General features: G+C 33.7%; 26 protein-coding genes. 17 read left to right on the top strand and 9 right to left on the bottom strand.

Annotation, left to right across the window (positions count from 1 at the left end; translation table 11 throughout):
- The first annotated feature begins 172 nt into the window (after positions 1-172).
- From M666_RS09000 to M666_RS08980, 5 genes are all read left to right on the top strand, one after another.
- Entirely contained in the window at positions 173-1,153 is a 981-nt protein-coding gene (locus tag M666_RS09000; protein ID WP_029446978.1) for a D-alanine--D-alanine ligase, read from the top strand.
- A gap of 27 nt (positions 1,154-1,180) precedes the next feature.
- Positions 1,181-1,636, top strand: coding sequence for a pantetheine-phosphate adenylyltransferase (coaD, locus tag M666_RS08995; protein WP_024481595.1), 456 nt, complete (start codon positions 1,181-1,183; stop codon positions 1,634-1,636).
- 193 nt (positions 1,637-1,829) lie between these two features.
- Positions 1,830-3,674: a PAS domain-containing sensor histidine kinase gene (locus M666_RS08990; protein ID WP_029446979.1), complete on the top strand. Its 1,845-nt coding sequence runs from the start codon at positions 1,830-1,832 to the stop codon at positions 3,672-3,674.
- Positions 3,661-4,065 (top strand): response regulator, encoded by a 405-nt coding sequence (locus tag M666_RS08985; RefSeq protein ID WP_024481597.1) that lies wholly within the window; start codon positions 3,661-3,663, stop codon positions 4,063-4,065. Before M666_RS08990 ends, M666_RS08985 begins: the two co-directional genes overlap by 14 nt.
- A gap of 145 nt (positions 4,066-4,210) precedes the next feature.
- Entirely contained in the window at positions 4,211-5,974 is a 1,764-nt protein-coding gene (locus tag M666_RS08980; protein ID WP_029446980.1) for a M14 family metallopeptidase, read from the top strand.
- A 3-nt stretch (positions 5,975-5,977) separates the two neighbouring features.
- Here the strand turns inward: M666_RS08980 and M666_RS08975 are convergent, their stop codons facing one another.
- The gene (locus M666_RS08975) at positions 5,978-6,565 is read right to left on the bottom strand and encodes an NUDIX hydrolase (protein WP_029446981.1); all 588 of its coding nucleotides are present in this window, start codon (positions 6,563-6,565) and stop codon (positions 5,978-5,980) included.
- 7 nt (positions 6,566-6,572) lie between these two features.
- On the opposite strand from M666_RS08975, the gene pyrE reads away from it, so the two are divergent.
- Both pyrE and M666_RS08965 read left to right on the top strand, forming a co-directional pair.
- Complete coding sequence (pyrE, locus tag M666_RS08970) at positions 6,573-7,214, top strand: orotate phosphoribosyltransferase (protein WP_024481600.1); 642 nt, start codon at positions 6,573-6,575, stop codon at positions 7,212-7,214.
- 4 nt (positions 7,215-7,218) lie between these two features.
- The gene (locus tag M666_RS08965; protein ID WP_024481601.1) at positions 7,219-7,611 is read left to right on the top strand and encodes a hypothetical protein; all 393 of its coding nucleotides are present in this window, start codon (positions 7,219-7,221) and stop codon (positions 7,609-7,611) included.
- On the opposite strand, the gene M666_RS08960 is transcribed toward M666_RS08965, so the two are convergent.
- The gene (locus M666_RS08960) at positions 7,608-8,342 is read right to left on the bottom strand and encodes a biotin--[acetyl-CoA-carboxylase] ligase (protein ID WP_029446982.1); all 735 of its coding nucleotides are present in this window, start codon (positions 8,340-8,342) and stop codon (positions 7,608-7,610) included. The two genes, M666_RS08965 and M666_RS08960, sit on opposite strands and share 4 nt — an antisense overlap.
- Before the next feature lie 94 nt (positions 8,343-8,436).
- Here M666_RS08960 and rsfS point away from each other — a divergent pair, with 94 nt between their 5' ends.
- From rsfS to M666_RS08930, 6 genes are all read left to right on the top strand, one after another.
- Complete coding sequence (rsfS, locus tag M666_RS08955; protein ID WP_024481603.1) at positions 8,437-8,811, top strand: ribosome silencing factor; 375 nt, start codon at positions 8,437-8,439, stop codon at positions 8,809-8,811.
- Positions 8,812-8,823: 12 nt separating this feature from the next.
- A complete protein-coding gene (ftsH, locus tag M666_RS08950; RefSeq protein ID WP_024481604.1) occupies positions 8,824-10,803 on the top strand; it encodes an ATP-dependent zinc metalloprotease FtsH in 1,980 nt (659 codons plus the stop codon).
- 83 nt (positions 10,804-10,886) lie between these two features.
- The gene (locus tag M666_RS08945) at positions 10,887-11,498 is read left to right on the top strand and encodes an LUD domain-containing protein (protein WP_029446983.1); all 612 of its coding nucleotides are present in this window, start codon (positions 10,887-10,889) and stop codon (positions 11,496-11,498) included.
- 1 nt (position 11,499) lies between these two features.
- Complete coding sequence (locus M666_RS08940; RefSeq protein ID WP_029446984.1) at positions 11,500-12,315, top strand: phosphatidate cytidylyltransferase; 816 nt, start codon at positions 11,500-11,502, stop codon at positions 12,313-12,315.
- On the top strand, positions 12,305-12,976 hold the full coding sequence (locus M666_RS08935) for a phosphatidylserine decarboxylase family protein (RefSeq protein WP_029446985.1): 672 nt from the start codon (positions 12,305-12,307) through the stop codon (positions 12,974-12,976). Before M666_RS08940 ends, M666_RS08935 begins: the two co-directional genes overlap by 11 nt.
- Positions 12,963-13,235 (top strand): acyl-CoA-binding protein, encoded by a 273-nt coding sequence (locus tag M666_RS08930; RefSeq protein WP_029446986.1) that lies wholly within the window; start codon positions 12,963-12,965, stop codon positions 13,233-13,235. Before M666_RS08935 ends, M666_RS08930 begins: the two co-directional genes overlap by 14 nt.
- Positions 13,236-13,270: 35 nt before the next feature.
- On the opposite strand, the gene M666_RS08925 is transcribed toward M666_RS08930, so the two are convergent.
- Positions 13,271-13,978 carry a response regulator transcription factor gene (locus tag M666_RS08925; RefSeq protein ID WP_039325512.1) on the bottom strand — a complete coding sequence of 236 codons (708 nt, stop codon included), beginning with the start codon at positions 13,976-13,978 and terminating at the stop codon, positions 13,271-13,273.
- Entirely contained in the window at positions 13,962-15,242 is a 1,281-nt protein-coding gene (locus tag M666_RS08920; protein ID WP_029446988.1) for a sensor histidine kinase, read from the bottom strand. The genes M666_RS08925 and M666_RS08920 overlap by 17 nt, the downstream gene beginning before the upstream one ends.
- Before the next feature lie 234 nt (positions 15,243-15,476).
- On the opposite strand from M666_RS08920, the gene M666_RS08915 reads away from it, so the two are divergent.
- Positions 15,477-15,935 (top strand): hypothetical protein, encoded by a 459-nt coding sequence (locus M666_RS08915; RefSeq protein WP_051333201.1) that lies wholly within the window; start codon positions 15,477-15,479, stop codon positions 15,933-15,935.
- Here the strand turns inward: M666_RS08915 and M666_RS08910 are convergent.
- From M666_RS08910 to M666_RS08895, 4 genes are all read right to left on the bottom strand, one after another.
- On the bottom strand, positions 15,922-17,439 hold the full coding sequence (locus tag M666_RS08910) for an SDR family NAD(P)-dependent oxidoreductase (protein WP_369798391.1): 1,518 nt from the start codon (positions 17,437-17,439) through the stop codon (positions 15,922-15,924). The genes M666_RS08915 and M666_RS08910 overlap by 14 nt on opposite strands.
- 290 nt (positions 17,440-17,729) lie before the next feature.
- A complete protein-coding gene (locus M666_RS08905) occupies positions 17,730-18,008 on the bottom strand; it encodes a hypothetical protein (protein WP_029446989.1) in 279 nt (92 codons plus the stop codon).
- A gap of 105 nt (positions 18,009-18,113) precedes the next feature.
- On the bottom strand, positions 18,114-18,725 hold the full coding sequence (locus M666_RS08900) for a fumarylacetoacetate hydrolase family protein (protein ID WP_029446990.1): 612 nt from the start codon (positions 18,723-18,725) through the stop codon (positions 18,114-18,116).
- Between the two features lie 19 nt (positions 18,726-18,744).
- Complete coding sequence (locus tag M666_RS08895) at positions 18,745-21,375, bottom strand: valine--tRNA ligase (protein ID WP_029446991.1); 2,631 nt, start codon at positions 21,373-21,375, stop codon at positions 18,745-18,747.
- A gap of 180 nt (positions 21,376-21,555) precedes the next feature.
- On the opposite strand from M666_RS08895, the gene M666_RS08890 reads away from it, so the two are divergent.
- Positions 21,556-21,945, top strand: coding sequence for a DUF1573 domain-containing protein (locus M666_RS08890; RefSeq protein WP_081688274.1), 390 nt, complete (start codon positions 21,556-21,558; stop codon positions 21,943-21,945).
- Positions 21,946-21,997: 52 nt separating this feature from the next.
- Here M666_RS08890 and M666_RS08885 read toward each other — a convergent pair whose 3' ends face one another.
- Positions 21,998-23,236: a PDZ domain-containing protein gene (locus M666_RS08885; RefSeq protein WP_226989966.1), complete on the bottom strand. Its 1,239-nt coding sequence runs from the start codon at positions 23,234-23,236 to the stop codon at positions 21,998-22,000.
- 252 nt (positions 23,237-23,488) lie between these two features.
- Here M666_RS08885 and M666_RS08880 point away from each other — a divergent pair, with 252 nt between their 5' ends.
- Complete coding sequence (locus M666_RS08880; protein ID WP_029446993.1) at positions 23,489-24,688, top strand: pyridoxal phosphate-dependent aminotransferase; 1,200 nt, start codon at positions 23,489-23,491, stop codon at positions 24,686-24,688.
- Positions 24,678-25,691: a UDP-N-acetylmuramate dehydrogenase gene (gene murB, locus M666_RS08875; RefSeq protein ID WP_029446994.1), complete on the top strand. Its 1,014-nt coding sequence runs from the start codon at positions 24,678-24,680 to the stop codon at positions 25,689-25,691. Before M666_RS08880 ends, murB begins: the two co-directional genes overlap by 11 nt.
- Positions 25,692-25,896 lie beyond the last annotated feature (205 nt).

The raw sequence follows: 25,896 nt of genomic DNA, 5'->3' as shown, positions 1-25,896 counted from the left end.
TGGCAGCAAATATAAGAAATGGACCCTAAGAAACGAACAGCCGTTTCGTAAAATCACGTTATATTTATAGTTCACCAGAAAAAAAATATACGTAATGAACTAAAACATGGTGTTTTTTCTTTTCTTTGACTTACAATTGCAGTTTGTTTATTTCTAATATTAAGATTGAGTAATGAAGAAAAATATTGCCATTATCATGGGCGGCTACTCTAGCGAATATCAAATTTCGTTAAAAAGCGGAAGCGTTGTTTATAAGTATACTGACAAGGAAAAATTTAACCTGTTTAGCATTCATATTTTTAAAGAAAAATGGGTTTACGTAAACGAAAACAACGAAGAATTTCCTGTAAATAAACACGATTTTTCAATCGAAATAAACCATCAAAAAATAACTTTTGACTGCGTATTTAATGCCATTCATGGTTCTCCTGGTGAAGATGGCTTAATGCAATCTTATTTTGAGTTATTAAACATTCCACAAACCTCTTGTGATGCTTACCAATCTGCCTTAACTTTTAATAAACGAGACTTATTGAGTGTACTAAAACCATACGGTATTAAGTCTGCCCCATCTTACTATCTTAACCTTGGCGACCTTATTGACGAAGAAGCCATAGTTACTAAGGTAGGCTTACCCTGTTTTGTAAAAGCAAATAAAGCAGGAAGTAGTTTTGGAATAATGAAAGTGTATAAAATAGAAGAGCTACAAGCCGCTATTGCTAATGCCTACAAAGAAGACGATGAGATCATCATTGAAGGATTTTTAGATGGCACTGAAGTTTCTGTGGGTGTACTAAAATACCATGGGGAAACAAAAGTATTTCCTATAACCGAAATTGTTTCTGAGAATGATTTTTTTGATTACGAAGCTAAATACGCTGGAAAATCTCAAGAAATAACGCCTGCAAGAATTACGGAAAAACAAATGCAAACAGTAAGTGATATTGCAAAGAAGGCATATGATGTTTTAAAAATGAAGGGCTTCTCTAGAAGTGAATTTATTTTTATTGGCGATGAGCCTTTTATGCTAGAAATGAATACGACTCCCGGATTAACCGAAGAAAGTATTTTACCACAACAAGCCAAAGTTGCAGGCATATCATTACCTGAGCTTTTTGAAAATGCAATAACCGAAGCCTTAAAAGCAAATTAAGTACCTTTAGAAGCTTAAAATATAACTATGAGACGTGCAATATTCCCTGGTTCATTTGATCCACTAACTTTAGGTCACTATGATATTATTCAGAGAGGCATTACCCTTTTTGACGAACTTGTTATTGCCATTGGTGTAAATTCTGATAAGAAATACATGTTCTCATTAGAAGACCGCAAGCAATTTATTAAAGATGCTTTTGCTCATGAGCCAAAAATAAAAGTGCTTACCTATGAGGGTCTTACGGTAGATTTTTGCAAAAAAATAAACGCTAATTTTATTTTAAGAGGATTGCGCAACCCTGGAGATTTCGAGTTTGAAAAAGCTATAGCACACACCAATCGAAAATTATCTGAAATTGAAACCGTTTTTCTTCTAACCTCTTCGGGAAAATCATACATCAGCTCCTCTATTGTTAGAGATGTTATCAAAAACGGAGGCGACTATACGGGCTTAGTGCCGGATTCTGTTCGTGTGAAATAAAATCCTACAAAATAGAATTTGATACGCCGTTGAAACTTGAAACAAACACAGTCTATATCTTATTTCCGACACCTTTGAAGAAGCCACAGTAACAAATATCCTATTTATCACCACGGTTTTTCAAGAATTCACAACAAATGCACCGTCAGTTATAAAATTACTCATTACTTTAGTAGGAAATTTATTACTAGTCTTGAGGCAAAAAATTAAAAATAACGACAATTATCTTATAAAACAGTTACCAAAAGCAACCGCTTATGTTAATCTGAATCTATCTGTTGCCCACATTTCTGACAGTTGGTTACGCGATTTTAATTTATCCTTACAAGCTATAGAAAAGAATAGCATACTTGGTATTTTCCCCTCCCTAACCACAAAATGGAAACAAGATATAGATTATGCTTTCTTAGGGTATAAAAACACTCCTAAGACAGATAAATATTTTGATAGTAGCACCTGTAAATACTGGCTAGAATGGACTATTTTACCTTGGTATGACGAAGCGGAAAATATTGTTGGTGCCATCATTCAAATAGAAGATGTTACGAAGCATTTTCTACTCAAACAAAAGCTAGAAAAATTAGAAATCTTAATTACCGTTAAATCCCAAATCGCAAAAATTGGCAGCTGGGAATACGATGCTATTAATGATGAATTAAAATGGTCTGATATGACTAAGATTATTCATGAGGTTCCTAGCGACTATCAACCTAATATAGACAGTGCTCTAAGCTTTTACAAACCAGGAAAAAACCAAGAACAGATCTCCAAATATTTAGACCAAAGCTTAAAAGATGGGCTACATTGGAGCGATAAGTTTCAAATAATCACCGGAAAAGGTAAGGAAATCTGGGTTATCGCTACCGGGAAACCGCTCTTCGAAGACGAAAAATTTGTAGGAATAATAGGAACGTTTCAAGATATCACAGAAGACGTAAAAGCACAACAAAAAACCAAAGAAAGTGAAAACCTATTAAGAACATTAATAGACCACTTACCCCTGAATGTTTTTGTAAAAGATTTAGAGTCTAAAAAAATATTAGTCAACCAATCTGAGTGCGATTACCTGAACTTAACAAGTGAAGAATTGATTGGGAAAAGTGATTTTGATTTATACGATCATGACGTTGCGCAAGTGTCAAGAGATGAAGATCTAAAAATTTTGAGCACCTTAGAGCCAATGTTAGGAGTTGAAACCATCAACATAAGAAAAGACGGAAAGCAAACAAATTTCCTAACGTCTAAGATTCCATTATTCAACGAAGATAATGATGTGGTAGGCCTTATAGGGTTTAGCCTAGATATTACTCAAATAAAACAAAAAGAAGAACAATTAACGCGACTTATCAATGTATCTGCACTTCAGAATAAAAAATTACTGAATTTTGCTCATATTGTCTCGCATAATTTACGCTCTCATACCGCAAATTTCTCCATGCTCTTAGGCTTTTTGATTAAAGAGAAAGAGGAGCAAGAAAGAGAAAAACTCCTTTCCATGCTTATTGGCGCATCAGATAACTTATTAGAAACCATAGACAACTTAAATGAGGTTTTAGAAATTAATTCTAACCCATTACAAGAAAAGAAAAACATACATGCCAACACAAAAATAGATTTCGTAAAAAAGAATCTCCATTCCTTAATCAAAAATAAAGGAGCCCATATTATCAACAATATCTCAAATGATGTTTACATAAAAGGGGTGCCTACTTATGTAAACAACATTCTTATCAGCATCCTTTCTAACGCTATTAAATTTGGTCAAAACAAAAATGGAAACAAGATAGAGCTAAGTGCAGACAAAATAAAAGGCTATACTATTTTAGTAATTAAAGATAATGGCATAGGAATTGATTTAGAAAAGAACAAAGACAAGATTTTTGGTATGTACAAAACCTTCCATCAACTAGAAAAATCTAGAGGGGTTAGCCTTTACATCGCTCGAAATCAAATTGAAGCTATGAATGGAAAATTTGTGATAGCAAGCAAAGTAGGACAAGGCACTACATTTAAAATATATTTTAATGAAAATGATTGATCATATTTGTATAATAGACGATGATGCTATCACTGTTTTTGGCATAAAAAAGTTGCTTACAAGCACTATTGAATGCAATAACATTGATGCTTTTTCAAACGGAAAACTAGCCATAGAATATCTTTCAGAAATTGTTGCTAACAAAACAAAACTTCCTGATTTGATATTTCTAGATTTAAACATGCCCATAATGGACGGGTGGGAATTTCTAGAAGAGTTTTTAAAATTACCTATTGCAGATGCTATTACCGTAAATATTGTTACATCATCCATAAATAAAGAAGACCGTGATAAGTCCAATTTTTACAAGTGCAGAACCCATCATAATATCACGTATAATACAAAACCGTTAAATAAAGTTGAAATTGAGAAAATCACGGATATAGCCTAACAAAGACACTTTATTTTCATTATTTTTGAAGCGTAAAATAGCAAAAGAATTACTGACACACTGTTAAGTACTATCCTGTTAAACAAATACATAGATAGCTCTTAATTTTTTGCGGTACTCTAGAGCAACAACCCTTTAATAGCTAATGAAATTTCTACTTCCCCTACTTCTTTTAACCGTCTTTATTTCTTGCGAATCAGAGAAAGAAGACAAAACATCAGATTACAAAACACATTTTGAACTTTCTAATGGAACAGAAACAGCTACCTATCAAGAAACTGTTGACTTTTATATAAAATTAGCCAAAGAATTTCCTGAAGTTAATATCCAGACCATTGGAGAAACAGATAGCGGCTTACCATTACATTTAGTAACCTATAACTTAGATGCCGATTTTAATTTTAAAAAAATAAAAGAATCTAAAACTATTTTATTAATAAATAACGGCATTCATCCGGGTGAAAGCGATGGAATAGATGCTACGATGCTTTTATTTAGAGATTTAGCAACAGAAAATATTACGCCGCCAGAAAACACCGTGATTGCCACAATACCTGTGTATAATATCGGCGGAGCCTTACATAGAAACTCATCTACTAGAGCAAACCAAAACGGCCCTAAGCAATATGGCTTTAGAGGTAATGCACGAAATTATGACCTAAATAGAGATTTTATAAAGTCTGACACTAAAAATGCAGAAACCTTTGCCACTATCTACCACTTAGTGAAGCCTGATATTTTTATAGATAATCACGTAAGTAACGGTGCAGATTACCAGTACACCCTTACCCATTTATTCACGCAACACAACAAATTAGGTTTGGAGTTGGGCGACTATCTAAACCAAAATCTTATGCCTAAATTAGAAGCTAGTTTGGCAAAAGATAACTGGGACATTACTCCATATGTAAATGTACATAATGCTGTTCCTGAAAATGGATTTTCTCAATTTATAGACCACCCAAGATATTCTACAGGATATACTTCTCTCTGGAACACTTTAGGGCTAATGGTAGAAACTCATATGCTTAAGCCCTATAAAAAAAGAGTAGAAGGCACTTACGAGCTTATGAAGAAGATGATCGAGATCTCTGAAAATGACGGCCAAAAAATAAAAGAATTACGTAAAAATTACAATGAAGCGGTTTTAAATTTAGAGTACTACCCATTAAAATGGGAAATAGACTCTACCCAAACAACCACACTAAACTTTCAAGGATATGAAGCGGATACCATTATTAGCGAAGTAACCGGTTTTCCTAGGCTAAAATACAATAGCAGCAAGCCCTTTACAAAGCCTACTACCTATTATAATTATTACAAAGGCACTGAAAGTATCAAAATACCCAATGCTTACATACTTAAGAAAAGTAATTTTAAGATCATAAGCCTTTTAACAAAGAATGAAATTGCGTTTACTCGAATTAAGAAAGATACCTTAGTAGAAGTAGAATCTTACAAGATAGACACGTACAAAACGTATACGAATAGCTACGAAGGTCACTACCCACACTATGATACAAAAATAGTAAAGAGTAAACAAAAGGTTCAGTTTCAACAAGGAGACGTATTTATCCCGATAAAACAAAAAGGTATACGCTATATCTTAGAAACATTGGAGCCTAGCGCAACAGACTCATTCTTTAATTGGAACTTTTTTGATCCGATTTTACAACAGAAAGAAGGTTTCTCTCCTTATGTTTTTGAAGATGTAGCTGCAGAATTACTTCAAACAAACAGCTTATTAGATGAAGCTTTTCGACTAAAAAAAGCTACCGATGAAGCGTTTGCAAAAGATTGGTACGCACAATTAGAATATATTTATCAGCGATCAGAATATTATGAAAAAGCACACAATCAATATCCGGTGTATCGCGTATTAAATGATTTTGAAGTAGTTTCTGAATAAGATTTAATCCTCAAAAAGTATTTTAATATTGGTATATGAATTTTCAAGGGCCTTAGCTATTTTCTTTGGCCCTTTCCATTTTACCTTTTCAATACCTTCATCTAATTGCCCAACAAGCTCGCCTTTATATGAAGTTTTCATTGCAAACCAATGCACTTCTTTAAGCTTGTATTTCCCATTTCTTTTAAAAACATGATAGGTGGTCTTTAAAATATTTTCAATTTTTAAGCCCTGTACTCCGGTCTCTTCCTCTACCTCTCTTAACGCACACTCTTCTAATGTTTCTCCTTTATCTAGTTTCCCTTTCGGTAAATCCCACTTGTCATTCCTATAAATAAATAACACTTTTCCTTCTTTGTTTGTAACTACGCCTCCAGCAGCCACCACCAATGGAATTTTCTTGGTGAATTTATTTAAAATTTCCTCCACATTAGGGTGATAGATATACGCAATGCTTCGTTTATCTTTAGATAGTAATTCTATTGCTTCATTTATTGACTTCTGATTCAATAAAAAATATTTATTATTAGCAATATCAGACAGTTTATTTGTTAAAATCAACTGAGACTCATTAACAAAAACTTTATACATTTGCATTATGGTTTTAAATAAAGATACAGCAAAAAAGACAGCAGAGCTTTTGTTGCAAATTAATGCAATTAAGTTGAATCCTGAAAATCCTTTTTCATGGGCTTCAGGATGGAAATCTCCAATCTATTGTGACAATAGAATAATCTTGTCCTATCCACAAATACGTAACTACGTGCGGGAAGAAATTGCCAAACAAGTAGAACACTTATACGGCAAGCCAGATGTAATTGCTGGTGTAGCTACTGGAGCAATAGGAATAGGCATGCTTGTTGCAGACTATTTAGGGCTTCCGTTTATCTATGTGCGTCCTGAGGCAAAATCTCACGGAAGACAAAACCAGATAGAAGGTGCTTTAGAAGAAAACCAAACGGTTGTAGTTATTGAAGATTTAATTAGCACCGGTAAAAGTAGTTTAAATGCCGTAAAAGCATTGGAAGATTCTGGTGCCAAAATAAAAGGTATGCTAGCTATATTCACATATGGCTTTGACGTAGCCACTTCTAATTTTGAAAAACACAACTTAGAGCTTCATACTTTAAGTGACTATGATCACTTAATAGAACAAGCTACAGAAACCAATTACATAAAAGAAGATCAATATAACACATTAATAGAATGGAAGAAAAATCCATCTGAATGGCAACAATAATATTATGCATATAGAAACTCCTAAGAAGACAATACAAAAAAGCAGTCAAGAAGTTTATGATTTCTTAATCGATATCAAAAACTTTGAACAATTAATGCCCGACAACATTAGTAAATTTGAGCTCATAAACGAAGAGCGATTCTTATTTGCATTGAAAGGAATGCCAGAAATTGTTCTTCAACGTAAAGAAACAGTACCCACTAGCAAGGTAGTTTTAGGTGCCGCTAGTGAAAAACTACCGTTTACGTTAACTGCTAATATTATAGAATTAGGTGCAAAAGAAACAGAAGTGGTACTAAGTTTTGAAGGAGAATTCAACGCCATGATGGCCATGATGATAAAAAATCCTATTACTAATTTCATAGGCACTTTATCAGATAATTTACAGAAGATTTAATACCGTAATTTTAGTTCTTTTAGAGCGTACTCATTAAAGATTTCATCTTCCTCTTCTACTACTAATTTACCTTCACTGGTGACATTTCTAATGATTCCTGTAAACATGGTACCATTAGCATCCTTTGAAAATGTAGAAGCTTTATCTTTTCTAAATAGTTGCTCTAAATATTCAATTTTTAAATCTTGCTTATGTATCGTAAAATAATAGTCAAAAACTTCTTCAAGGTTTTTGGCTATTTTCTTTAGTAGCTCCTCCAAATCATATTGAATACCCGTTATTAATTTTAAGGAAGATACATTTGGCAAGTTATTAAATGATAATTGGTTCACATTTAAGCCTATTCCAATTATAGACGCCTGAATTTTTGCTCCTGAAAGTATATTTTCAATTAAAACACCACAGATTTTATGATTTCCTGACAAAATGTCGTTTGGCCACTTAATCTTTAAGTCAGGTATTTTTAAGTCATTTAAGCTGCGATAAATAGCTACAGAAACACAAATATTTAAATCAAATTGCTTTTGAACACTTAAATCCGTGCATTTTTTCAAGATACTGAAGGTTAGGTTCTTACCTTCATCAGCAAGCCATGTAGTCCCCATTTGTCCTCTTCCCCTCGTCTGTTTCTCTGCTACTACAATAGTATAATCTGATGCCTGAGTATTAAAGACCAAATCCTTCAGGTATACATTTGTAGAGTCTATGGCATCAAGTTTGATTATTTGCATTTGTTAACTATTATATAAAAGTTAAATCTTATTACTAAAAACAATAGCTAAGAAAACAAAAAAATAATAACTTTGCGAAAATTAAATTTTTTTAATGCAGAAAAAGCAAACAAGCGTAGATGAGCTCATCAGTTTTATTCTTGAGGGAATAGAAGAAGTTAAAGGAAATAACATAAGTTTACTTGACCTAAGAGAAATTGAAAATACGGTTTGCGACTATTTCATAATCTGTAACGGTACTTCAAACACGCATGTAAATGCAATAGTAGGCTCTATCCAGAAAACAGTTAGCAAAAAATTAAAAGACAAACCTTGGCACGTAGAAGGTTCAGATAACTCTGAATGGATTTTAATGGACTATGTTAATGTAGTTGTACACGTTTTTCAAAAACAAGTACGAGAGTATTATGATATTGAAGGACTTTGGGGAGACGCAAAAGTAACCATGATTGAAAATAGTTTTAAATAAGAAAAAACAAAAATGGCAAAAGACAACAATACAAGTCCGAAAAAACCAAAGTTTAGTTCGTGGTGGATTTACGGAATAATAGCAGTATTATTAATAGGATTCCAGTTTTTTAACAGCGCTAGTTTATCTAGTCAGAAAAAAACAACAACTTCTGAATTACAAGAATATTTAAGAAATGGCGATGTTGCCAAAATATTAATTGTAACCAACACAAGACAAGCTAAAGTATTCTTAACACAAGAAGCTTTAGAAAAAGATGTGCATAAGGAAGTTGCAAAGAAACCTTTCGGATTATCTGGCGGAGAATCTCCTCAGTATGTATTGGATTATGGAGATCCTCAAAACTTTGAGAACGACATAAAAAACACTAAAGTTGAATACAACCTAGACACTGTAATAGATTATACTACAGAAAACAACGTTGTTCTTGATATTCTTTTAAGCGTATTACCATTTATACTTATCATTGGTATTTGGATTTATCTTATGCGTAGAATGTCTGGCGGCGGTGGCGGTGGCGCTGGTGGTCAAATTTTCAATATTGGAAAATCTAAGGCTAAATTATTCGACGAAAAAACAGACACAAGAACTTCTTTTAAAGATGTTGCCGGATTAGAAGGCGCTAAGGAAGAAGTAGAAGAAATTGTAGACTTCTTAAGAAATCCTGACAAGTATACTTCATTAGGTGGTAAGATACCTAAAGGAGCCTTATTAGTAGGCCCTCCAGGTACTGGTAAAACATTATTAGCAAAAGCAGTTGCTGGGGAAGCTAAAGTACCGTTCTTCTCTCTTTCTGGATCAGATTTCGTTGAGATGTTCGTAGGTGTTGGAGCCTCAAGAGTACGTGACTTGTTCAAGCAAGCTAAAGATAAATCTCCTGCAATCATTTTCATTGATGAAATTGATGCTATTGGTAGAGCAAGAGGTAAAAATAACATGACAGGTTCTAATGATGAACGTGAAAATACGTTAAACCAATTACTAACTGAAATGGATGGTTTTGGCACCAATACAAACGTGATTGTATTGGCGGCAACCAACAGAGCAGATGTTCTAGACAAAGCCTTAATGAGAGCGGGTCGTTTTGATAGACAAATTTATGTTGATCTACCAGACATTAGAGAACGTAAAGAGATTTTTGAAGTTCACCTGAAGCCTATCAAGACTGCAGAAGCTTTAGATTTAGAATTTTTAGCAAAACAAACACCTGGTTTCTCTGGGGCAGATATTGCTAATGTTTGTAATGAAGCGGCACTTATAGCAGCGCGTAAAGAGAAGAAAGCAGTAACTAAACAAGATTTCTTAGATGCTGTTGATCGTATCATTGGTGGTTTAGAAAAGAAAAATAAAATTATTACTCCTGGTGAAAAAGAAACTATTGCTTACCATGAAGCGGGTCATGCAACAGTTAGTTGGATGTTAGAGCATGCTGCGCCATTAGTGAAGGTAACCATAGTTCCAAGAGGTCAATCATTAGGTGCCGCTTGGTATTTACCAGAAGAACGTCTTATTGTTCGTCCAGATCAAATGAAAGACGAAATGTGTGCTACCTTAGGAGGTAGAGCTGCAGAAAAAGTAATTTTTGATAAGATATCTACGGGTGCATTAAGTGATTTAGAAAAAGTAACTAAACAAGCAAGAGCTATGGTTACTATTTATGGTCTTAATGACAAAATTGGTAACTTAACTTATTATGATTCTTCAGGACAAGATTCTTATGGCTTCTCAAAACCATATAGTGAAGAAACTGCACAAACTATTGATAGAGAAATCTCTATTTTAATAGAAGAGCAATACCAAAGAGCTGTTGAGCTTTTAGATAAGAATAAAGATAAACTTACCGAATTAGCGCAACGTTTGCTAGAGAAGGAAGTTATCTTCAAAGACGATCTAGAAAAAATATTTGGTAAAAGACCTTTCGAAAAAGATGTTGCTGAAGAAGCAGCTGCAAGAGAGGAAGAAGCTTCAAAAGAAGGAGACACCAACATATAATAGTATTATCTCAACCAGAAGTTTATCTTTGTAAACTTCTGGTTATTTATATTCAATAAGTAGTAGAAGTTTTAAAGATAAGAATGGGTTTATTTGAGAAACTATTTGGAGGTGGCAAAAAGAAGGTTTCTACTGAAAAAGAAGAAACTAGAGGCATGCATATGCCTGACCTTGATATTCCTATCGATGAAAAATTCACTATTTACTTCAAAAAAAATGGTGGAAAATTTATTTATTGTGACGGCCATCAAGATGTAAGTGATGCATTAAAAAATATCCGTTTAGAAAATAGCTGGAATGATACCGCCTTTTTTTCAATGGATCAAAGACTTGAGGATAAGTTTAAACACGAAGCTATTACCTTTACCGACAATCCTAATAAAAGTAAAATATTCTTCACCACTTGTGAGCACTTGGTAGCACAGAATGGCTCTATTCTTATTTGTTCTAATCAATTAAGGGATAGAAAACTCAATGAATTACCAGAAAACTTTATTGTATTTGCTACCACTAGTCAATTGGTGAATTCTATAGGAGAAGGATTAAAAAAAATTAAGAAACGCCACTTAAATAGTATACCTACAAACATTACTACTATTAAACACTTTCAAGCCATATCAGAGGACAAAAAAGATTTTCTTACCTACGGGAGTAGCTCTAAAAATTTGTATCTTATCCTTCTGGAAGACTTATAATATGGGAGAAATTTTCAGAAGATTACTTACGGGAATCGTATACGTGGTAATATTGCTCTCTGCAATATTCTTAAGCTCAGATGCTTTTGACTTTTTGTTCATGGCTTTTGGCTTAGCATGTTTGTATGAATTTAAAAGAATGACCAAACTGCCGGGCTATCATATTTTTGCGGCCTATTTAACACTTTGGTGGGCATTTATCTACCTCATCAATGATTACGCCTATGGAACATCAATCATAAATGTTTTAATGTTTCTGACAATTACTATCAACATCGCACTTCTATTTTATCTATTTTCACCCAAAGAAAAAAAGTTCAAAAGCTTACATAAGTTTTTAATTGGATTATTCTATATCGGTGGAGGTTGTATATTTCTAACCATGATTCCTTACCAGCAAAATAACTTTGCTGAATTTTTAATCATGGGTATTTTTATACTAATATGGGTAAATGATTCGTTTGCATACTTAGTTGGAAAGACGATTGGTAAGCATAAACTTTTCCCTAGTGTATCCCCTAAAAAAACTTGGGAAGGTACTATCGGTGGTTTAGTCTTTGCATTGGTCGCCGCTTATTTCATGTCTAAATACGAAACCAACATAAGCCTTATGCAGTGGTTTATTTTAGCCATTGTAATTGTTGTTACCGGAAGTTTAGGAGATTTAATAGAATCAAAATTTAAAAGAGCTGCTGGCGTAAAAGACAGCGGTGCTATTTTACCAGGCCACGGAGGTATGCTAGACCGTTTAGACAGTTTAATTTTTGCAGCACCTTTTGCATATTTAACCATAAATATTTTCAACCATGTTTCATAAAGAAGGGCAAAAAATAATTTTAATCTCGTTTTTTTTAGTAGCTATTACTGTATTAGCTGCTCATTATTATATTGATTTAAATTGGTTGAAATTGCTTATTCAATGTACTGCAGTAGTCTTTTTAATTATCATTCTACAGTTTTTTAGAAACCCAAAAAGAAACGTTACTAAAAGTTTTGATGAAATACTTGCTCCTGTAGACGGCAAGGTTGTAGTTATTGAAGAGGTAGAAGAAAAAGAATACTTTAAAGAAAAACGTCTTCAAGTTTCTATCTTCATGTCGCCTATAAATGTACACGTTACAAGATATCCTGCAAGTGGTGCTATTACTTTTTCTAAATACCACCCAGGTAAGTTTTTAGTAGCTTGGCACCCGAAGGCAAGCGAAGAGAATGAAAGAACCACAATCGTAATTAAAACGCCGAAATTCGGCGAAATCTTATACCGTCAAATCGCTGGAGCATTAGCAAAACGTATTGTTAACTATGCCAATGTTGGTGATAGTGCACATCAAGGAGAAGATGCTGGATTTATTAAATTTGGTTCTAGAGTAGATTTATTCTTACCTTTAGATGCAACCATTAATGTAAAACTTAATCAGAAAGTTATTGGTGCAAAAACCTGTATAGCTAGCTTACCAATAAAAGATGAAGACAGATAAACTTCACTCAGAGTTCATAATCGCTGTAAAGTTTGTAAATGATTATACAGACCCTTTACCCGCAGATTTTCTATTAAAGCTATACGCTTATTATAAGATTGCCAATGAAAATTTTGACAATCCAGGAAGTAGCACCCCTTTAATTAATGCCTTTAAAGCAAATGCGCTATTTCAAGCAAAAAACCTTTCTAAAAAGGAGGCTATGAAAAACTACATTGCATTGGTACGATCAGAACTAGGCAATTTTAACAACTCTTAATCAACCATAACAACAACGAAACCAATCACAGATTACTACTCTTTTACTACAAGTATAAATCCTTTTCTGTGAATATTATCTAACTTTATAGCGCTATCGTGACTTAGATATTTGCGAAGGTGCGATACAAATACATTTAAGCTCTTACGATTAAAATAATCATTTTTACCCCAAAGCCTCACAAGGATATCTTTATGGGAACATAATTGATTTTTGTTTTCTACTAATAATTGCAACAACTCCGCTTCCCTACTGGTTAATTTTATTAAGGTTTCTTGGTATTTCAATTGCTGATTGATAACATCAAATTTATAGCCACCGATGCTTAATAACATATTAGACTCTTGTACCAAGTTTTCTTTTGGCACTAAACGATCTAGTAGCACATTGATACGAACCACTAATTCTTCTTCGTCAATTGGTTTTTTTAAATAATCTACGGCACCTAATGAAAAGCCTTTGAGAACATCAATTTTTAAGGACCTTGCCGTTAAAAACAAAAAAGGCAATTCAGGGAATTGGCTCTTCATTTTTGAAGCTAAAGTATACCCGTCCATTTCAGGCATCATTACATCTAGAATAGCTAACTGAAATACATCTGTTTCAATTATCGCAATTGCTTCCAATCCAGACTTGACCCAGGTAACTAGAAAATTTTTCATTTTAAGGTACTCTGAAAGAAGGTATCCTAAAGATTCATCATCTTCAACTAATAGAATAGCATATTTATCTGGTTGCATCATGAGCCACTGGTAATTCAATTACTACTATTGTTCCTTTTCCTAATTCGCTTTGTAATGTTATTTTACCTCCATGGTTCTTAATAACGTTTTTAACGTAACTCAAACCAAGACCATACCCCTTCACCTTATGCAGATTTTCATCAAAGACGCGATAGTATTTTTGAAAAATATACCGCTGCTCTTTTACCGAGATTCCTTCACCATTATCTTCAATACGAATAAAAAGTTTTTTATTTTTAATAAAAGCTTTTAGATAAATTTCTGAATCCTTAGAATATTTCTTCGCATTATCTAAGATATTATTAACGGCATTCTCTAGATGCGAAGATTCTGCCCTAAGTACATAAGACCCTTCTTCTAAGTTGTACTTAAACTGAACATTCTCTAAAAGGGCTATTGCCTCAAATTCATCGCAAACCTGTTTTAGGTTTGAAAAAAAATCTATCGAGACCATCGTATAAACTTGCTTACGCTCCTCTAGCTTTGCCAAATCTAATACTTTATCTATATGACTCTTTAATCTATCTACTTGCGCCCTAACAAGCTTTAAAACTGGTTTTTGCTCTGCTACACCTTGTTCTTCTAAAAGTTTAGTCGCTAAGCCTATTGAAAATACGGGCGTCTTTAACTCATGTGTTAAATTATTAATGAATTCGTTGGTAGTGGTAATAATTTTACGCTGCCAATAGAAAGATTTTAAAACCCAAACGACTACAAAAATAATAGCCAACATAAAAACTAGACTAGGAATCGTTAGTCCGTTTAGCTGATATAAAAAAAAGGTGTTCATATCTTTAAATTGCAATTCTAAAAAAAGCTTTTCTCCTATTAGTTTCGGTAAATATCCTTCCAATTCTAATGGGTAATTTAAAAGAGTATCGTCTTTCTCAAATCGTTTTGGAGAATATAAATAATAGGCAGAATCTCTAGACACTAACTGATATGTAAAATCTGAGGTGATACCTTGGGCTGCTAGTCTATCTATCAAAAAATCATTTAAAAAATGACTTGAGGCATCTTGTACACTATCTATACTTAAGCTAAAATAAGAACCATCTTTCGTAATAGACTTCCCTAAGAGAAAGGTTAATTCATTTTCTGTTGCTAGTTCCTTTTTTATATGATTACTTGAAGCCAATATATTTTTGTCAAATTGAACCTTTGCTAGGTTTAATCCAATTTTTAAATATTGATATTGTACTATGAATAGCCCAAGTACAGAAATAACAAATACAATAATATATATTTTTCTTCTAAATAACACAGCAACAATGTAAGGTAAAAATCAAAAATAAACCGCCTCGCTACTACTTTATTAATCGTATTAACCTTTCATTAATCTTTTTGACTTATCATTAATCTATTACTACAACTATAAACGGTACTTTAGTGACTGAGTTAATTGAATTTCAAAAAAAAAATTATTAGTGCCCTATTAAAAGCCAACCTACCCCTATTGGTTGGTTTTTAATTTTAAACCAACCAAACCTTATAAAGTATGAAAGCTATTTTCACTACTGTATCTGCAAAGATAAAAGCATTAAATTTTCTAGCTATTTCAATAGGATTGGTCTACCTTTTTTTTGGTGCCCTTAAATTTTTTTCATCTCTAAGTCCGGCTGAAGATCTTGCTATTCAAACCATTAATAGCATCACCTTGCATTTAATCCCTGAAAAAACAGCCCTACTTCTTCTTGCCCTATGGGAAACTTTTGTAGGCATCTGCTTGCTTCTAAATTTTCATAAAAAAGCAATATTAGTATTGGCCTTAGTACATATGTTTTTCACATTTACACCTTTATTTATTGCCCCTGAAATCATTTTTTCAAATACGAGCTTTGCCCCTACCTTATTAGGACAGTACATATTCAAAAATATAGTCATCATTGCCGCCTTAGCCACATTACTAAAAGATGTACACACTAAAAAGCAACTGCGTTTGGCTACCAATCAATAGGCCTATAGTCTTTTAGGAATTTACCACACCAGTGCTTTCCAGTATTAATACCATCTATTAAAGGGTCTAATACACGAGCAGCACCATCTACAATATCTAATGGCGGTTGAAAATCATGAACTTCTTGTTTCTTTTTAGACAATTCTGCAGGATCCTCATCGGTTACCCAACCAGTATCTACAGCATTCATAAAAACGCCATCGGTTGCAAAATCTAATGCAGAAGTATGGGTCATCATGTTTAAAGCTGCTTTTGCCATATTGGTATGTGGATGCCTATCTTCTTTATAAAAACGATGAAACTTACCTTCCATCGCAGAAACATTGATAATATGCTTTTTACCGGTATTCTCTTGACGCATAAGCCTAGAAAGGCGGTTACACAATACAAAAGGAGCCACAGCATTTACCAACTGTACTTCTATCATCTCAGGAGTTTCTATCTCTCCTAATTTTAAACGCCAACTGTTTGTTTTACGTAAATCTACTTGCTGTAAATCTGCATCCAATTCGCCCTCTGGAAACACCTCTTTTGTTGCTAAAGAATTATCAAAACTATACGGTATTTGAGATAATTTAGCAGATGCGCGAATACCTATTCCTGGTTCTGGAGCATGCCATGTTACGGGTAAGGTATCATTTTGTTGACTAGATGTATTTTTACCCAATGCATTTAACTCATCTAAACAATACAGATGATCTGCTAAAACTTCTTTGGCTGCTTTTGGCAAAGCATCTACAGGCATTTCCTCATTTTTCATTAAATGCTGATAAAAACCTGCTGGCCTGCGTACAGTTTGAGCGGCATTGTTTATCAAGATGTCTAAACGACTATATTGTTGTTCTATGAAATTACAGAAGATCTCCACACTCGGAATATGACGTAAATCTAAACCGTGTATTTTAAGGCGATGGCCCCATTTAGAAAAATCATCTTCTTTAGAAAAACGTAAGGCAGAATCTACAGGAAAACGTGTAGTAGCAACAACCGTTGCACCCGCACGCAGTAAAATTAGCGTAATGTGATATCCTATTTTTAAACGCGATCCCGTAACAATAGCTACTTGATCTGTAAGGTCTGCCGTTTGATAACGTTTGGCATAATTAAAATCACCACAATCTTGACACATGGTATCATAAAAATGATGCAGTTTAGTATATACCGTTTTACACACATAACAATTGCGTGGAGATTCTAACTCTCTTTCTTCTAAGTCTCCTAATTTTGCTGCTTCTAGCAAAATTGGAGCTTTAAAAACTACAGACTCTCTAGCGCTACGAATTCCTGTTTCTTTACGAGCATGCTTATCGCGTTCGATCATTTTACGCTTAGCTGCTTTCGCCGCATCTTTTTTGCGCTGCTTAAACTCATGACGATTTGGCCGTGATAAAAGCCCCGCAGCTTTAAGCAGTGCAACACGTTTCTCCTCTGGAAGTGCTAATACTTGGAACGCGTTTTCACCAAGTTTATCTAAAATAGAAATACACACATCTATTTCTTCCATACTTACATGAGTATCATTGCTACCCGTTATTTCCTTTTCATTTTCAGAATCCATACTACTACTACTATTGTTCAATGATTTTGATGCTGCAAATGTACAGTTAAAAACAAACACCCTTAAAAAAAAGATACCTCTGAATACTAAAGCACTAACGTTAAAAGATCAAACAATATAGCTAATGAAAGAAAAGAGTACACGCTATAAATAAAGTATCCAGCTATGCCATAAAAAAACTCCATTTATACCTGTATCGATACAAATGGAGTATTACTCTATTTTTTAATAACGAATTAATTTCTTCCGAAGTAGAAAAGTAATTTAATCACAATTAAAATAACTCCTATAATTCCCCAAATGGGATTGGAGCTTGATTCTTCTTGAGGCACAGATTGAGCGGCATATGATTTCGCTGCAATTTTTGAGGCCTCTTTTGGATCAATGATAAAATCTGTACAATTTGAAATAAAATCTGGCTTTCTTTGACTTAGAGAACAAACGATCCCCTTATTGGGGTCAAAAGTTCTTTTTTCGCACTTCTTACAAAATGCGAGACGCTGTGTTAAATCCATATGATAAAATTTGGTTGGTAAGAAACTAACGTCATATTTGACTATGTAGTATATCGCTTACAAAAAAACCAAATGCTACCTCAAACATTTACACTGCAAAAAAAACTATTTAACTTTTGTCTCTAAAACCTTTTTTCCTTCTAAGTAACCAATCATCACATCTCCAGAATTAACTTTGCCAACACCTTTTGGAGGCGTACCTGTTAATAATATATCCCCTGGATTTAGTGTCATTATGGAAGAAACATACACCACAAAGTCTACCAAATTAGTAATCATATGCGAACTATTTCCTCTCTGCACTTCAACACCATTTACCTCATAAGAAAAATTAATAGCCGTCACATCTGGAAAATCAGCTATTGGGTAAAAAGGAGCGATAGGTGTAGCACCATCAAAACCTTTCGCTAATGCCCAAGGACCTTTAGTTTCTCTACTGCTTGCCAAAACATCTTTTGCCGTTAAATCATTAGACAAAGTTACCGCATCTATAAAATCTAAAGCATTTTCTGCAGTTGCAGCTTTACACTTTTTACCTATTCTAAAAGCTAACTCTGCCTCAAACCACACATCATCTGAAAAACTAGGAAGAACTAAATCTTCATTATTTTCTAGAAGGGTGGTATCTGGTTTCGTAAAAACAATTGGTAGTACCTTCTCTGAAGGCATTTCACTCAACTCATTTACATAATTTTTCCCTACGGCTACTATTTTCATTATTTATTTTATTGATTAATTATTTTAAACTTGCTAAACTTTTCTCAAGGGTTTCTATTTTTGCTTCTGCATCAGCCTTTTTCTTATGCTCTACTTCAATAACTTGCTCAGGTGCATTGCTCACAAAGCGCTCATTAGACAATTTCTTTTCAACAGATTTTAAAAAGCCTTTTGTATACTTTAACTCTTCTTCTATTTTTTTAATTTCTGCGTCAACATCAATAGCGCCACTAATGGGAATAAAATACTCATTACTTTTCACACGAAAAGACAATGCGCCGTCTACAGCCTCAGCAACATACGAAATTTCAGAAACATTAGTTAATTTAGTAATCACTGCATCCCAATCTTTGGCAATTGCACCTTCATTCAATACAGAAAGCTCTAAATACTCCTTCATCGGAATATTCTTTTGTTTTCTAATAGTTCTCACTCCTGCAATAACCTCAGCAGCAAAATCAAATCCTGATATTAAAGCTTCATCAATAGCTGTTGCCTCAGGCCATTTTGCAATTACCAAAGCTTCTTCTGGTGTTCTCTCTGCAATATGCTGCCATATTTCTTCTGTTAAGAATGGCATGAATGGATGTAATAGTTTTAAATTATTTTCAAAAATTACAATTACCGCATCAAACGTAGTTTTATCTATTGGTTGTTGGTATGCTGGCTTAACTATTTCTAACAACCAAGAACTATAATCATCCCAAACTAATTTATAAATCGCCATTAGCGCATCTGAAATACGATACTTGCTAAAATGATCTTCTATTTCTAAAAGTGTTTGATTAAACTTAGCATTATACCATTCTAATCCTAGTTTGGAAGCTTCTGGCTGCGGCAAATCGGCCACTTCCCAACCTTGTACCAATCGGAAACCGTTCCAAATTTTGTTAGCAAAGTTTTTACCTTGTTGGCAAAGTGCTTCGTCAAACATCAAATCATTACCTGCGGCTGCACTTAGTAACAATCCAACACGAACACCATCTGCACCATATTCATTAATCAGCCCTAAAGCATCAGGAGAATTCCCTAATGATTTAGACATTTTTCTTCGTTGCTTATCACGAACTAAGCCTGTTAAATAAACATTCTGAAATGGTTTTTCATCTCTATATTCATATCCAGAAACAATCATACGAGCCACCCAGAAAAATAAAATATCTGGCCCCGTTACTAAATCATTTGTTGGATAATAATATTCTATTTCTTTATTCTCTGGTTCTAGAATACCGTTAAAAACACTAATTGGCCATAACCAAGAAGAAAACCAGGTATCTAAAGCATCCTCATCTTGCTTAAGATCTGCTGCAGATAGCGCTTTGTTTCCGGTCTTTGCAATCGCTTTTTCAAGCGCCTCCTCCTTACGCTCTGCAACTACAAAATCGTCTGCGCCTTCTCCATAATAGTAAGCAGGAATCTGCTGTCCCCACCAAAGTTGTCTAGAAATATTCCAATCACGAACATTTTCCATCCAATGACGGTACGTATTTTCAAATTTCTTAGGGAACAATTTTACATCTCCTGTTTCTAAAACAGCTTTAATTGCTGGTTCCGCAAGCTTTTCCATTTTCAAGAACCATTGATCCGATAATCGTGGTTCTATAACGGCTTTAGTTCTTTCTGAGGTCCCTACTTTATTTAAATGCGTTTCTGTCTTAACTAAAAAGCCTTTTTCTTCTAACTCTTTAGAAATTTCTTTACGCACTACAAAACGATCTTTACCTTCATAGTGTAAACCGTGATGATTTAAAGTAGCATTCGCATTAAAAATATCTATTACTTCTAAATTATGTTTTTCTCCTAAGGTTTTATCATTAACATCATGAGCAGGAGTAACTTTTAAACATCCCGTTCCAAATTCTATATCCACATACTCATCTTCAATAATAGGAATAGCTCTACCACTTAGTGGCACGATGGCTTTTTTCCCTTTTAAATGCATGTAGCGTTCATCAGTAGGATTAATACAGATAGCGGTATCTCCTAAAATGGTCTCTGGTCTTGTTGTGGCAATAGTAACTTTTTCATCAGAGCCTTCTATTTGATATTCTAAATAATATAGTAACCCTTGCTTTTCTTCATGGATTACCTCTTCATCTGAAAGAGTAGTTTGCGCTTCTGGATCCCAGTTTACCATTCTAAACCCACGGTAAATCAATCCTTTTTCAAATAAATCGACAAAAACTTTTATCACTGATGCAGACATGTTGTCATCCAATGTAAACTTTGTACGATCCCAATCACAAGAGCATCCTAATTTTTTAAGTTGTTCTAAAATAACTCCACCATATTCATCCGTCCAATCCCAAGCATGTTTCAAAAATTCTTCACGCGTTAAATCAGCTTTATCAATCCCTTGTTCCTTTAATTTAGCAACTACTTTTGCTTCTGTAGCAATCGAAGCATGGTCTGTTCCTGGCACCCAACAGGCATTTTTACCCATTAATCTAGCTCTTCTTATTAATACATCTTGAATTGTATTGTTAAGCATATGTCCCATATGTAGCACTCCCGTTACGTTTGGCGGAGGTATTACTATGGTATATGGCTCTCTTTCATCTGGTGTAGAATGAAAATAACCATTGCTCATCCAGTAATCATACCAATGTTTTTCTACTTTCTGAGATTCGTATTTTGACGCTATTTCCATATTTTGGTATAATTTTTGTTTTAAGTGATATGTATCTTCTAGAAGAACCCGGCAAATGTTAAAAAATAAGATTTAGACTTCTTGAAATACGAAACAAAAATAAGTAACGTTATCAGATAACAAAAGAATTTTGAGGTTCATATCAAAATAGTTACATTTGAATCTCACCCAAAACTAAAAATGATGAAAAAAATTGTACTAATTTTATTTATTGGTCTATTAGGAATTAGCCTAAACGCACAAGACAAAGCAGCTAAAATCGACTTTAAATCAGATACTGTAGATTACGGTACTATTGAAAAAGGTTCTGATGGAAATCGTGTGTTTTTATTCACAAATACTGGAGATGCTCCATTAATTATTAGCAAAGTTAGCTCTAGTTGTGGATGTACTATCCCAAAAAGTCCAAAAGATCCTATTTTACCAGGTAAAACAGGTGAAATTCAAGTAAAATATGACACCAATAGAGTTGGCGCTATTAGAAAAGCAATTACTGTTATTTCTAACGCAGCTACACCAACTGTTGTGTTAAAGATAAAAGGAGAGGTTAAAGAAACTGTTGTTCAATAGTTTTTCACTTCAACTTAAAAAATTTAAGCCTAACACTCTGTGTTAGGCTTTTTTATTTGAATAGCTTTTTAAGTACAAAAGATAACTGCACATCTCGATTAGCACGCTCTATCACTAATTTAATTTTTTTACCTTCTCGTTCATTTAAAAACTCAAGCACTTCTTGCAATTTATATCTATGAACGCTTTTTCCGTTTACCGATAACAACAAATCTCCTTCCTGTAAGCCCGCTTCATGAGCAGGGCTTCCTATACGTATAGCAGAGACTACAATTTCCGGCACCAAACTGAGCCTCGTTGTTCCTTCGAATAATATCTGAACATCGCCAAATGAATTTTCTTTCTCTTCACTTTTCAAAACTCCTTTTCCATCGGTAATCTGATCTGCTACATAGCGCATACCTGCATGTATTAGTTCTATGCCACTCATATTATATTTAAAAGGCTTTTTAAAATAGCTATTTTCCTTTAAGATAATTTCCCCTTTAGGATAATTAAACACCATATTAAATCTCTTAAGCACCTCTCCCCCTATACTACCATTCCTATCTCCCAAATCATTAATTGAGTTAAAAGTTTCCATTTTTGGAAAAGCAACTTTAGCACCATGCAATTCACTACTACCCAACCTAAAACCTTCTACCATGGTTCTTTTTCCAAATATTTCACCATTTAATCCTTTTCCTAAAAAAGCTTCATAATTTAGAAGGGGAACACCTATTCCTTTCTCTTGATCCTCAAAAAGCCATATGGCATCAGAACTTCCTGTGTCTACTAATAATCTAACTGCTGTCTGAATCGTATCATTAAAAAATACATGTGCGGCTATGTACGCCCTTTTTTTATGTATATCCAAAGGTAGCACCTGATGGTGTTTACTTAACTTGGGGACATATTTTTCTGGATCATAAAATTTTATAATTTGCTTTCCATAATTAATATCAACCACAAAATCTCTAAACAAATCATAACCGATAATACCATGTATAGGAATACCAAAAGTAGTAGAGAAATTAATATCCTTGTCTAGTACCACAAAGAGATCTTGTTGGGTATTTTGTATATCCCTTAAACGAAAAGCGTTTCCTTTAGAACTCAAAGCTAAGATGGAGTGCGCAGCTCCTAGCCCCTTAATTTTAACCTCCGTAACATCATTAATCTGGATAGAATCTTGACCCGTTAAATTAAAAAGAATAGGCGTACTAACTCCTGAATCTAAAATAAATGATAGCGAACTACCATTTACTTCAACGGGAATAATAATAACATTATTAATTAACTGAAACTTCATTTTCTGAACCCGCTTCCCTTCTTCCATTTGAAATTTCTGCGAAAAGCAAAAAAACGGAAGAACCAAAACAAGAATTAAAAAATGATTAACAAATTGCCTCAATTTTAGTTATTTGATAATTATTACGCTATAATTTACACTTTTAATCAATTAGAACATAATATATTAACAATAATCTGATGCTTTGTAAATTAAATTTATTCTATTGCTTTGTACCTATTGATTTCCCATTTTTGCAAAAAAAATACACCGATGCCTAATATCTCCACCAAGGGCCTATCAATGCCAGAGTCTCCTATCCGCAAATTGGTTCCATTTGCAGAAGCTGCCAAGAAAAGAGGTATTAATGTGATTCACCTGAACATAGGTCAACCAGATATTAAGACTCCACAAGTTGCCTTAGATGCTGTGAAAAAAAATGCTATTACCACTCTTAGCTACAGTAAGACAGAAGGTAATGACAGTTATAGAACTAAACTTGCCACTTATTATTTAAAGCACGGCATTGAGATCACTGCAGAAGATATCTTAGTAACTACAGGAGCATCTGAAGGATTATCTTTTGTCATAGGTAGTATTGCAGATACGGATGATGAAATTATTGTTCCAGAACCTTTTTATGCCAACTACAACAGTTTTTCTATTGCATTTGGTGTAAACGTGGTACCTATTGTTTCTAAAATAGAAACCGGATTTGCACTTCCTAGTATAGCCGATTTTGAGAACGCAATTACCGCCAAGACCAAAGCCATTTTAATTTGCAACCCCAATAACCCTACGGGATACTTATATAGTGAAGAGGAAATAAAACAATTAGCGCATCTTGTAAAAAAGCATGATCTATTTTTTATTGTAGATGAAGTGTATCGTGAATTTGTGTATGATGGAAAGGAGCATTATTCTGCGTTGAAAGAGAAAAATATTGATGACCATTGTATTGTAATAGATTCTGTATCTAAAAGATACAGCATGTGCGGAGCCCGTATAGGTTGTGTTATTACAAAAAATAAAACTTTAAAAAATACCATACTAAAGTTCATGCAAGCCAGACTCTCACCGCCTTCTTATGCACAAATTGCGAGTGAAGCGGCTTTGGATACTCCTCAAGAATATTTTGATGAAGTAATCGCCGAATATGTTTTACGTAGAGACACCCTTATACAAGGGCTAAATAAAATTTCAGGAGTTAAAGTCATTTCTCCTCAAGGAGCTTTTTATTGCATTGTTGAGCTTCCTATTAAAGATTCTGATACTTTTGCACAGTGGATGTTGGAACATTTTAATATCGCTAACGAAACAGTAATGGTTGCCCCTGCCGCGGGCTTTTATGCCACAGAAGGTTTAGGAAAAAACCAAATTAGAATTGCATACGTTCTAGACAAAGAAACGCTGAAAAGGGCCATTTGTATTTTAGAACAAGCATTAAAAGAATATCGTCTAAATGAAGATTAAAAACAATGTATCGCTAAAACCTTATAACACGTTTGGCATTGACGCTAAGGCTCGTTTTTTTTATGAAATTACGACTCTAACAGCATTAGAATCTGTACTAAAATTAGAAGAATACCCTAATAAATTTGTAATTAGCGGAGGTAGCAATATGCTATTAACCAAAGATATAGATGCTTTAGTACTACATTTAAATCTCAAGGGAATTAAAATAGTTTCAGAAACAGATCATGATGTCATAATCAATGTGATGGCTGGAGAAAATTGGCATGAGTTAGTATTGTGGACTTTAGACCAAAATTATGGTGGTTTAGAAAACATGTCTCTTATTCCCGGAAACACAGGGACCTCTCCGATTCAAAATATTGGAGCCTATGGTGTTGAATTAAAAGACACGTTTGAATCTTGTGAAGCGATGGAAATAGCTACTCAGAAACTTAAAATCTTTAATAAAGAAACCTGTAATTTTGGATATCGAGAATCTTTTTTCAAGAATGAAGGAAAAGGAAAATACATTATAACATCGGTAAATTTAAAATTATCCAAGAAAGATCATGTTCTAAACACATCTTATGGATCTATCGATCAAGAGTTACAACATATGGGTATTACAACACCCACCATTAAAGATATTTCTAATGCCGTAATTGCAATTAGAAAAAGTAAACTACCTGACCCTGCTGAATTAGGAAATAGCGGAAGTTTTTTCAAAAATCCAATTATAAATAAAATTGATTTTCTTCACTTTATTGAGAAGCACCCAGAAGCCCCATTCTACAAGCTGTCAGAAGAAAACTACAAAATACCCGCAGGTTGGCTTATAGAGCAAAGTGGATTTAAAGGAAAAAGGTACGGTGATGCTGGTGTTCACAAGAATCAAGCATTAGTTTTAGTAAATTACGGTACAGCAACTGGAAAAGAAATAGTAGATTTAGCCCACAAAATTATAGATACTGTTTATGCAAAATTCAATATTCGTATCTTGCCAGAAGTTAATATCGTTTAAAAAAAATAACCCTGATAATAAATATCAGGGTTATACCAAACCAAACTAACCAAAAATTAAGCTTACGATAACCAGTCGTAAACTTATTCTATTATTCAAAATTTATTGTGTAACAATCAATTGTAAAATTTTTCGTTACATATTAATTACGTAGTAAAACTGGATTTAGATTTTTTGAAACTATATTTTTTTTAACCTTAACTTT

The organism is Cellulophaga baltica 18, from assembly GCF_000468615.2.
GTDB lineage: Bacteria > Bacteroidota > Bacteroidia > Flavobacteriales > Flavobacteriaceae > Cellulophaga > Cellulophaga baltica.
The sequence above is the reverse complement of the archived record's forward strand: the minus strand, read 5'-3'. Positions and strand labels throughout refer to the sequence as shown.

Excerpts from the sequence above, each read along its gene's own strand:
- M666_RS08915 (WP_051333201.1), top strand. The coding sequence starts at position 15,477 with ATGAAAGCTATTTTCACTACTGTATCTGCAAAGATAAAAGCATTAAAT.
- M666_RS08905 (WP_029446989.1), bottom strand. The coding sequence starts at position 18,008 with ATGGATTTAACACAGCGTCTCGCATTTTGTAAGAAGTGCGAAAAAAGA.
- M666_RS08885 (WP_226989966.1), bottom strand. The coding sequence starts at position 23,236 with ATGAAGTTTCAGTTAATTAATAATGTTATTATTATTCCCGTTGAAGTA.
- M666_RS08945 (WP_029446983.1), top strand. The coding sequence starts at position 10,887 with ATGGGTTTATTTGAGAAACTATTTGGAGGTGGCAAAAAGAAGGTTTCT.
- M666_RS08940 (WP_029446984.1), top strand. The coding sequence starts at position 11,500 with ATGGGAGAAATTTTCAGAAGATTACTTACGGGAATCGTATACGTGGTA.
- rsfS (WP_024481603.1), top strand. The coding sequence starts at position 8,437 with ATGCAGAAAAAGCAAACAAGCGTAGATGAGCTCATCAGTTTTATTCTT.
- M666_RS08965 (WP_024481601.1), top strand. The coding sequence starts at position 7,219 with ATGCATATAGAAACTCCTAAGAAGACAATACAAAAAAGCAGTCAAGAA.
- M666_RS08880 (WP_029446993.1), top strand. The coding sequence starts at position 23,489 with ATGCCTAATATCTCCACCAAGGGCCTATCAATGCCAGAGTCTCCTATC.
- M666_RS08925 (WP_039325512.1), bottom strand. The coding sequence starts at position 13,978 with ATGATGCAACCAGATAAATATGCTATTCTATTAGTTGAAGATGATGAA.
- pyrE (WP_024481600.1), top strand. The coding sequence starts at position 6,573 with ATGGTTTTAAATAAAGATACAGCAAAAAAGACAGCAGAGCTTTTGTTG.
- ftsH (WP_024481604.1), top strand. The coding sequence starts at position 8,824 with ATGGCAAAAGACAACAATACAAGTCCGAAAAAACCAAAGTTTAGTTCG.
- M666_RS08935 (WP_029446985.1), top strand. The coding sequence starts at position 12,305 with ATGTTTCATAAAGAAGGGCAAAAAATAATTTTAATCTCGTTTTTTTTA.
- M666_RS08985 (WP_024481597.1), top strand. The coding sequence starts at position 3,661 with ATGAAAATGATTGATCATATTTGTATAATAGACGATGATGCTATCACT.
- coaD (WP_024481595.1), top strand. The coding sequence starts at position 1,181 with ATGAGACGTGCAATATTCCCTGGTTCATTTGATCCACTAACTTTAGGT.
- M666_RS08890 (WP_081688274.1), top strand. The coding sequence starts at position 21,556 with ATGATGAAAAAAATTGTACTAATTTTATTTATTGGTCTATTAGGAATT.
- murB (WP_029446994.1), top strand. The coding sequence starts at position 24,678 with ATGAAGATTAAAAACAATGTATCGCTAAAACCTTATAACACGTTTGGC.
- M666_RS08930 (WP_029446986.1), top strand. The coding sequence starts at position 12,963 with ATGAAGACAGATAAACTTCACTCAGAGTTCATAATCGCTGTAAAGTTT.
- M666_RS08895 (WP_029446991.1), bottom strand. The coding sequence starts at position 21,375 with ATGGAAATAGCGTCAAAATACGAATCTCAGAAAGTAGAAAAACATTGG.
- M666_RS08910 (WP_369798391.1), bottom strand. The coding sequence starts at position 17,439 with ATGGAAGAAATAGATGTGTGTATTTCTATTTTAGATAAACTTGGTGAA.
- M666_RS08960 (WP_029446982.1), bottom strand. The coding sequence starts at position 8,342 with ATGCAAATAATCAAACTTGATGCCATAGACTCTACAAATGTATACCTG.
- M666_RS09000 (WP_029446978.1), top strand. The coding sequence starts at position 173 with ATGAAGAAAAATATTGCCATTATCATGGGCGGCTACTCTAGCGAATAT.
- M666_RS08900 (WP_029446990.1), bottom strand. The coding sequence starts at position 18,725 with ATGAAAATAGTAGCCGTAGGGAAAAATTATGTAAATGAGTTGAGTGAA.
- M666_RS08975 (WP_029446981.1), bottom strand. The coding sequence starts at position 6,565 with ATGTATAAAGTTTTTGTTAATGAGTCTCAGTTGATTTTAACAAATAAA.
- M666_RS08980 (WP_029446980.1), top strand. The coding sequence starts at position 4,211 with ATGAAATTTCTACTTCCCCTACTTCTTTTAACCGTCTTTATTTCTTGC.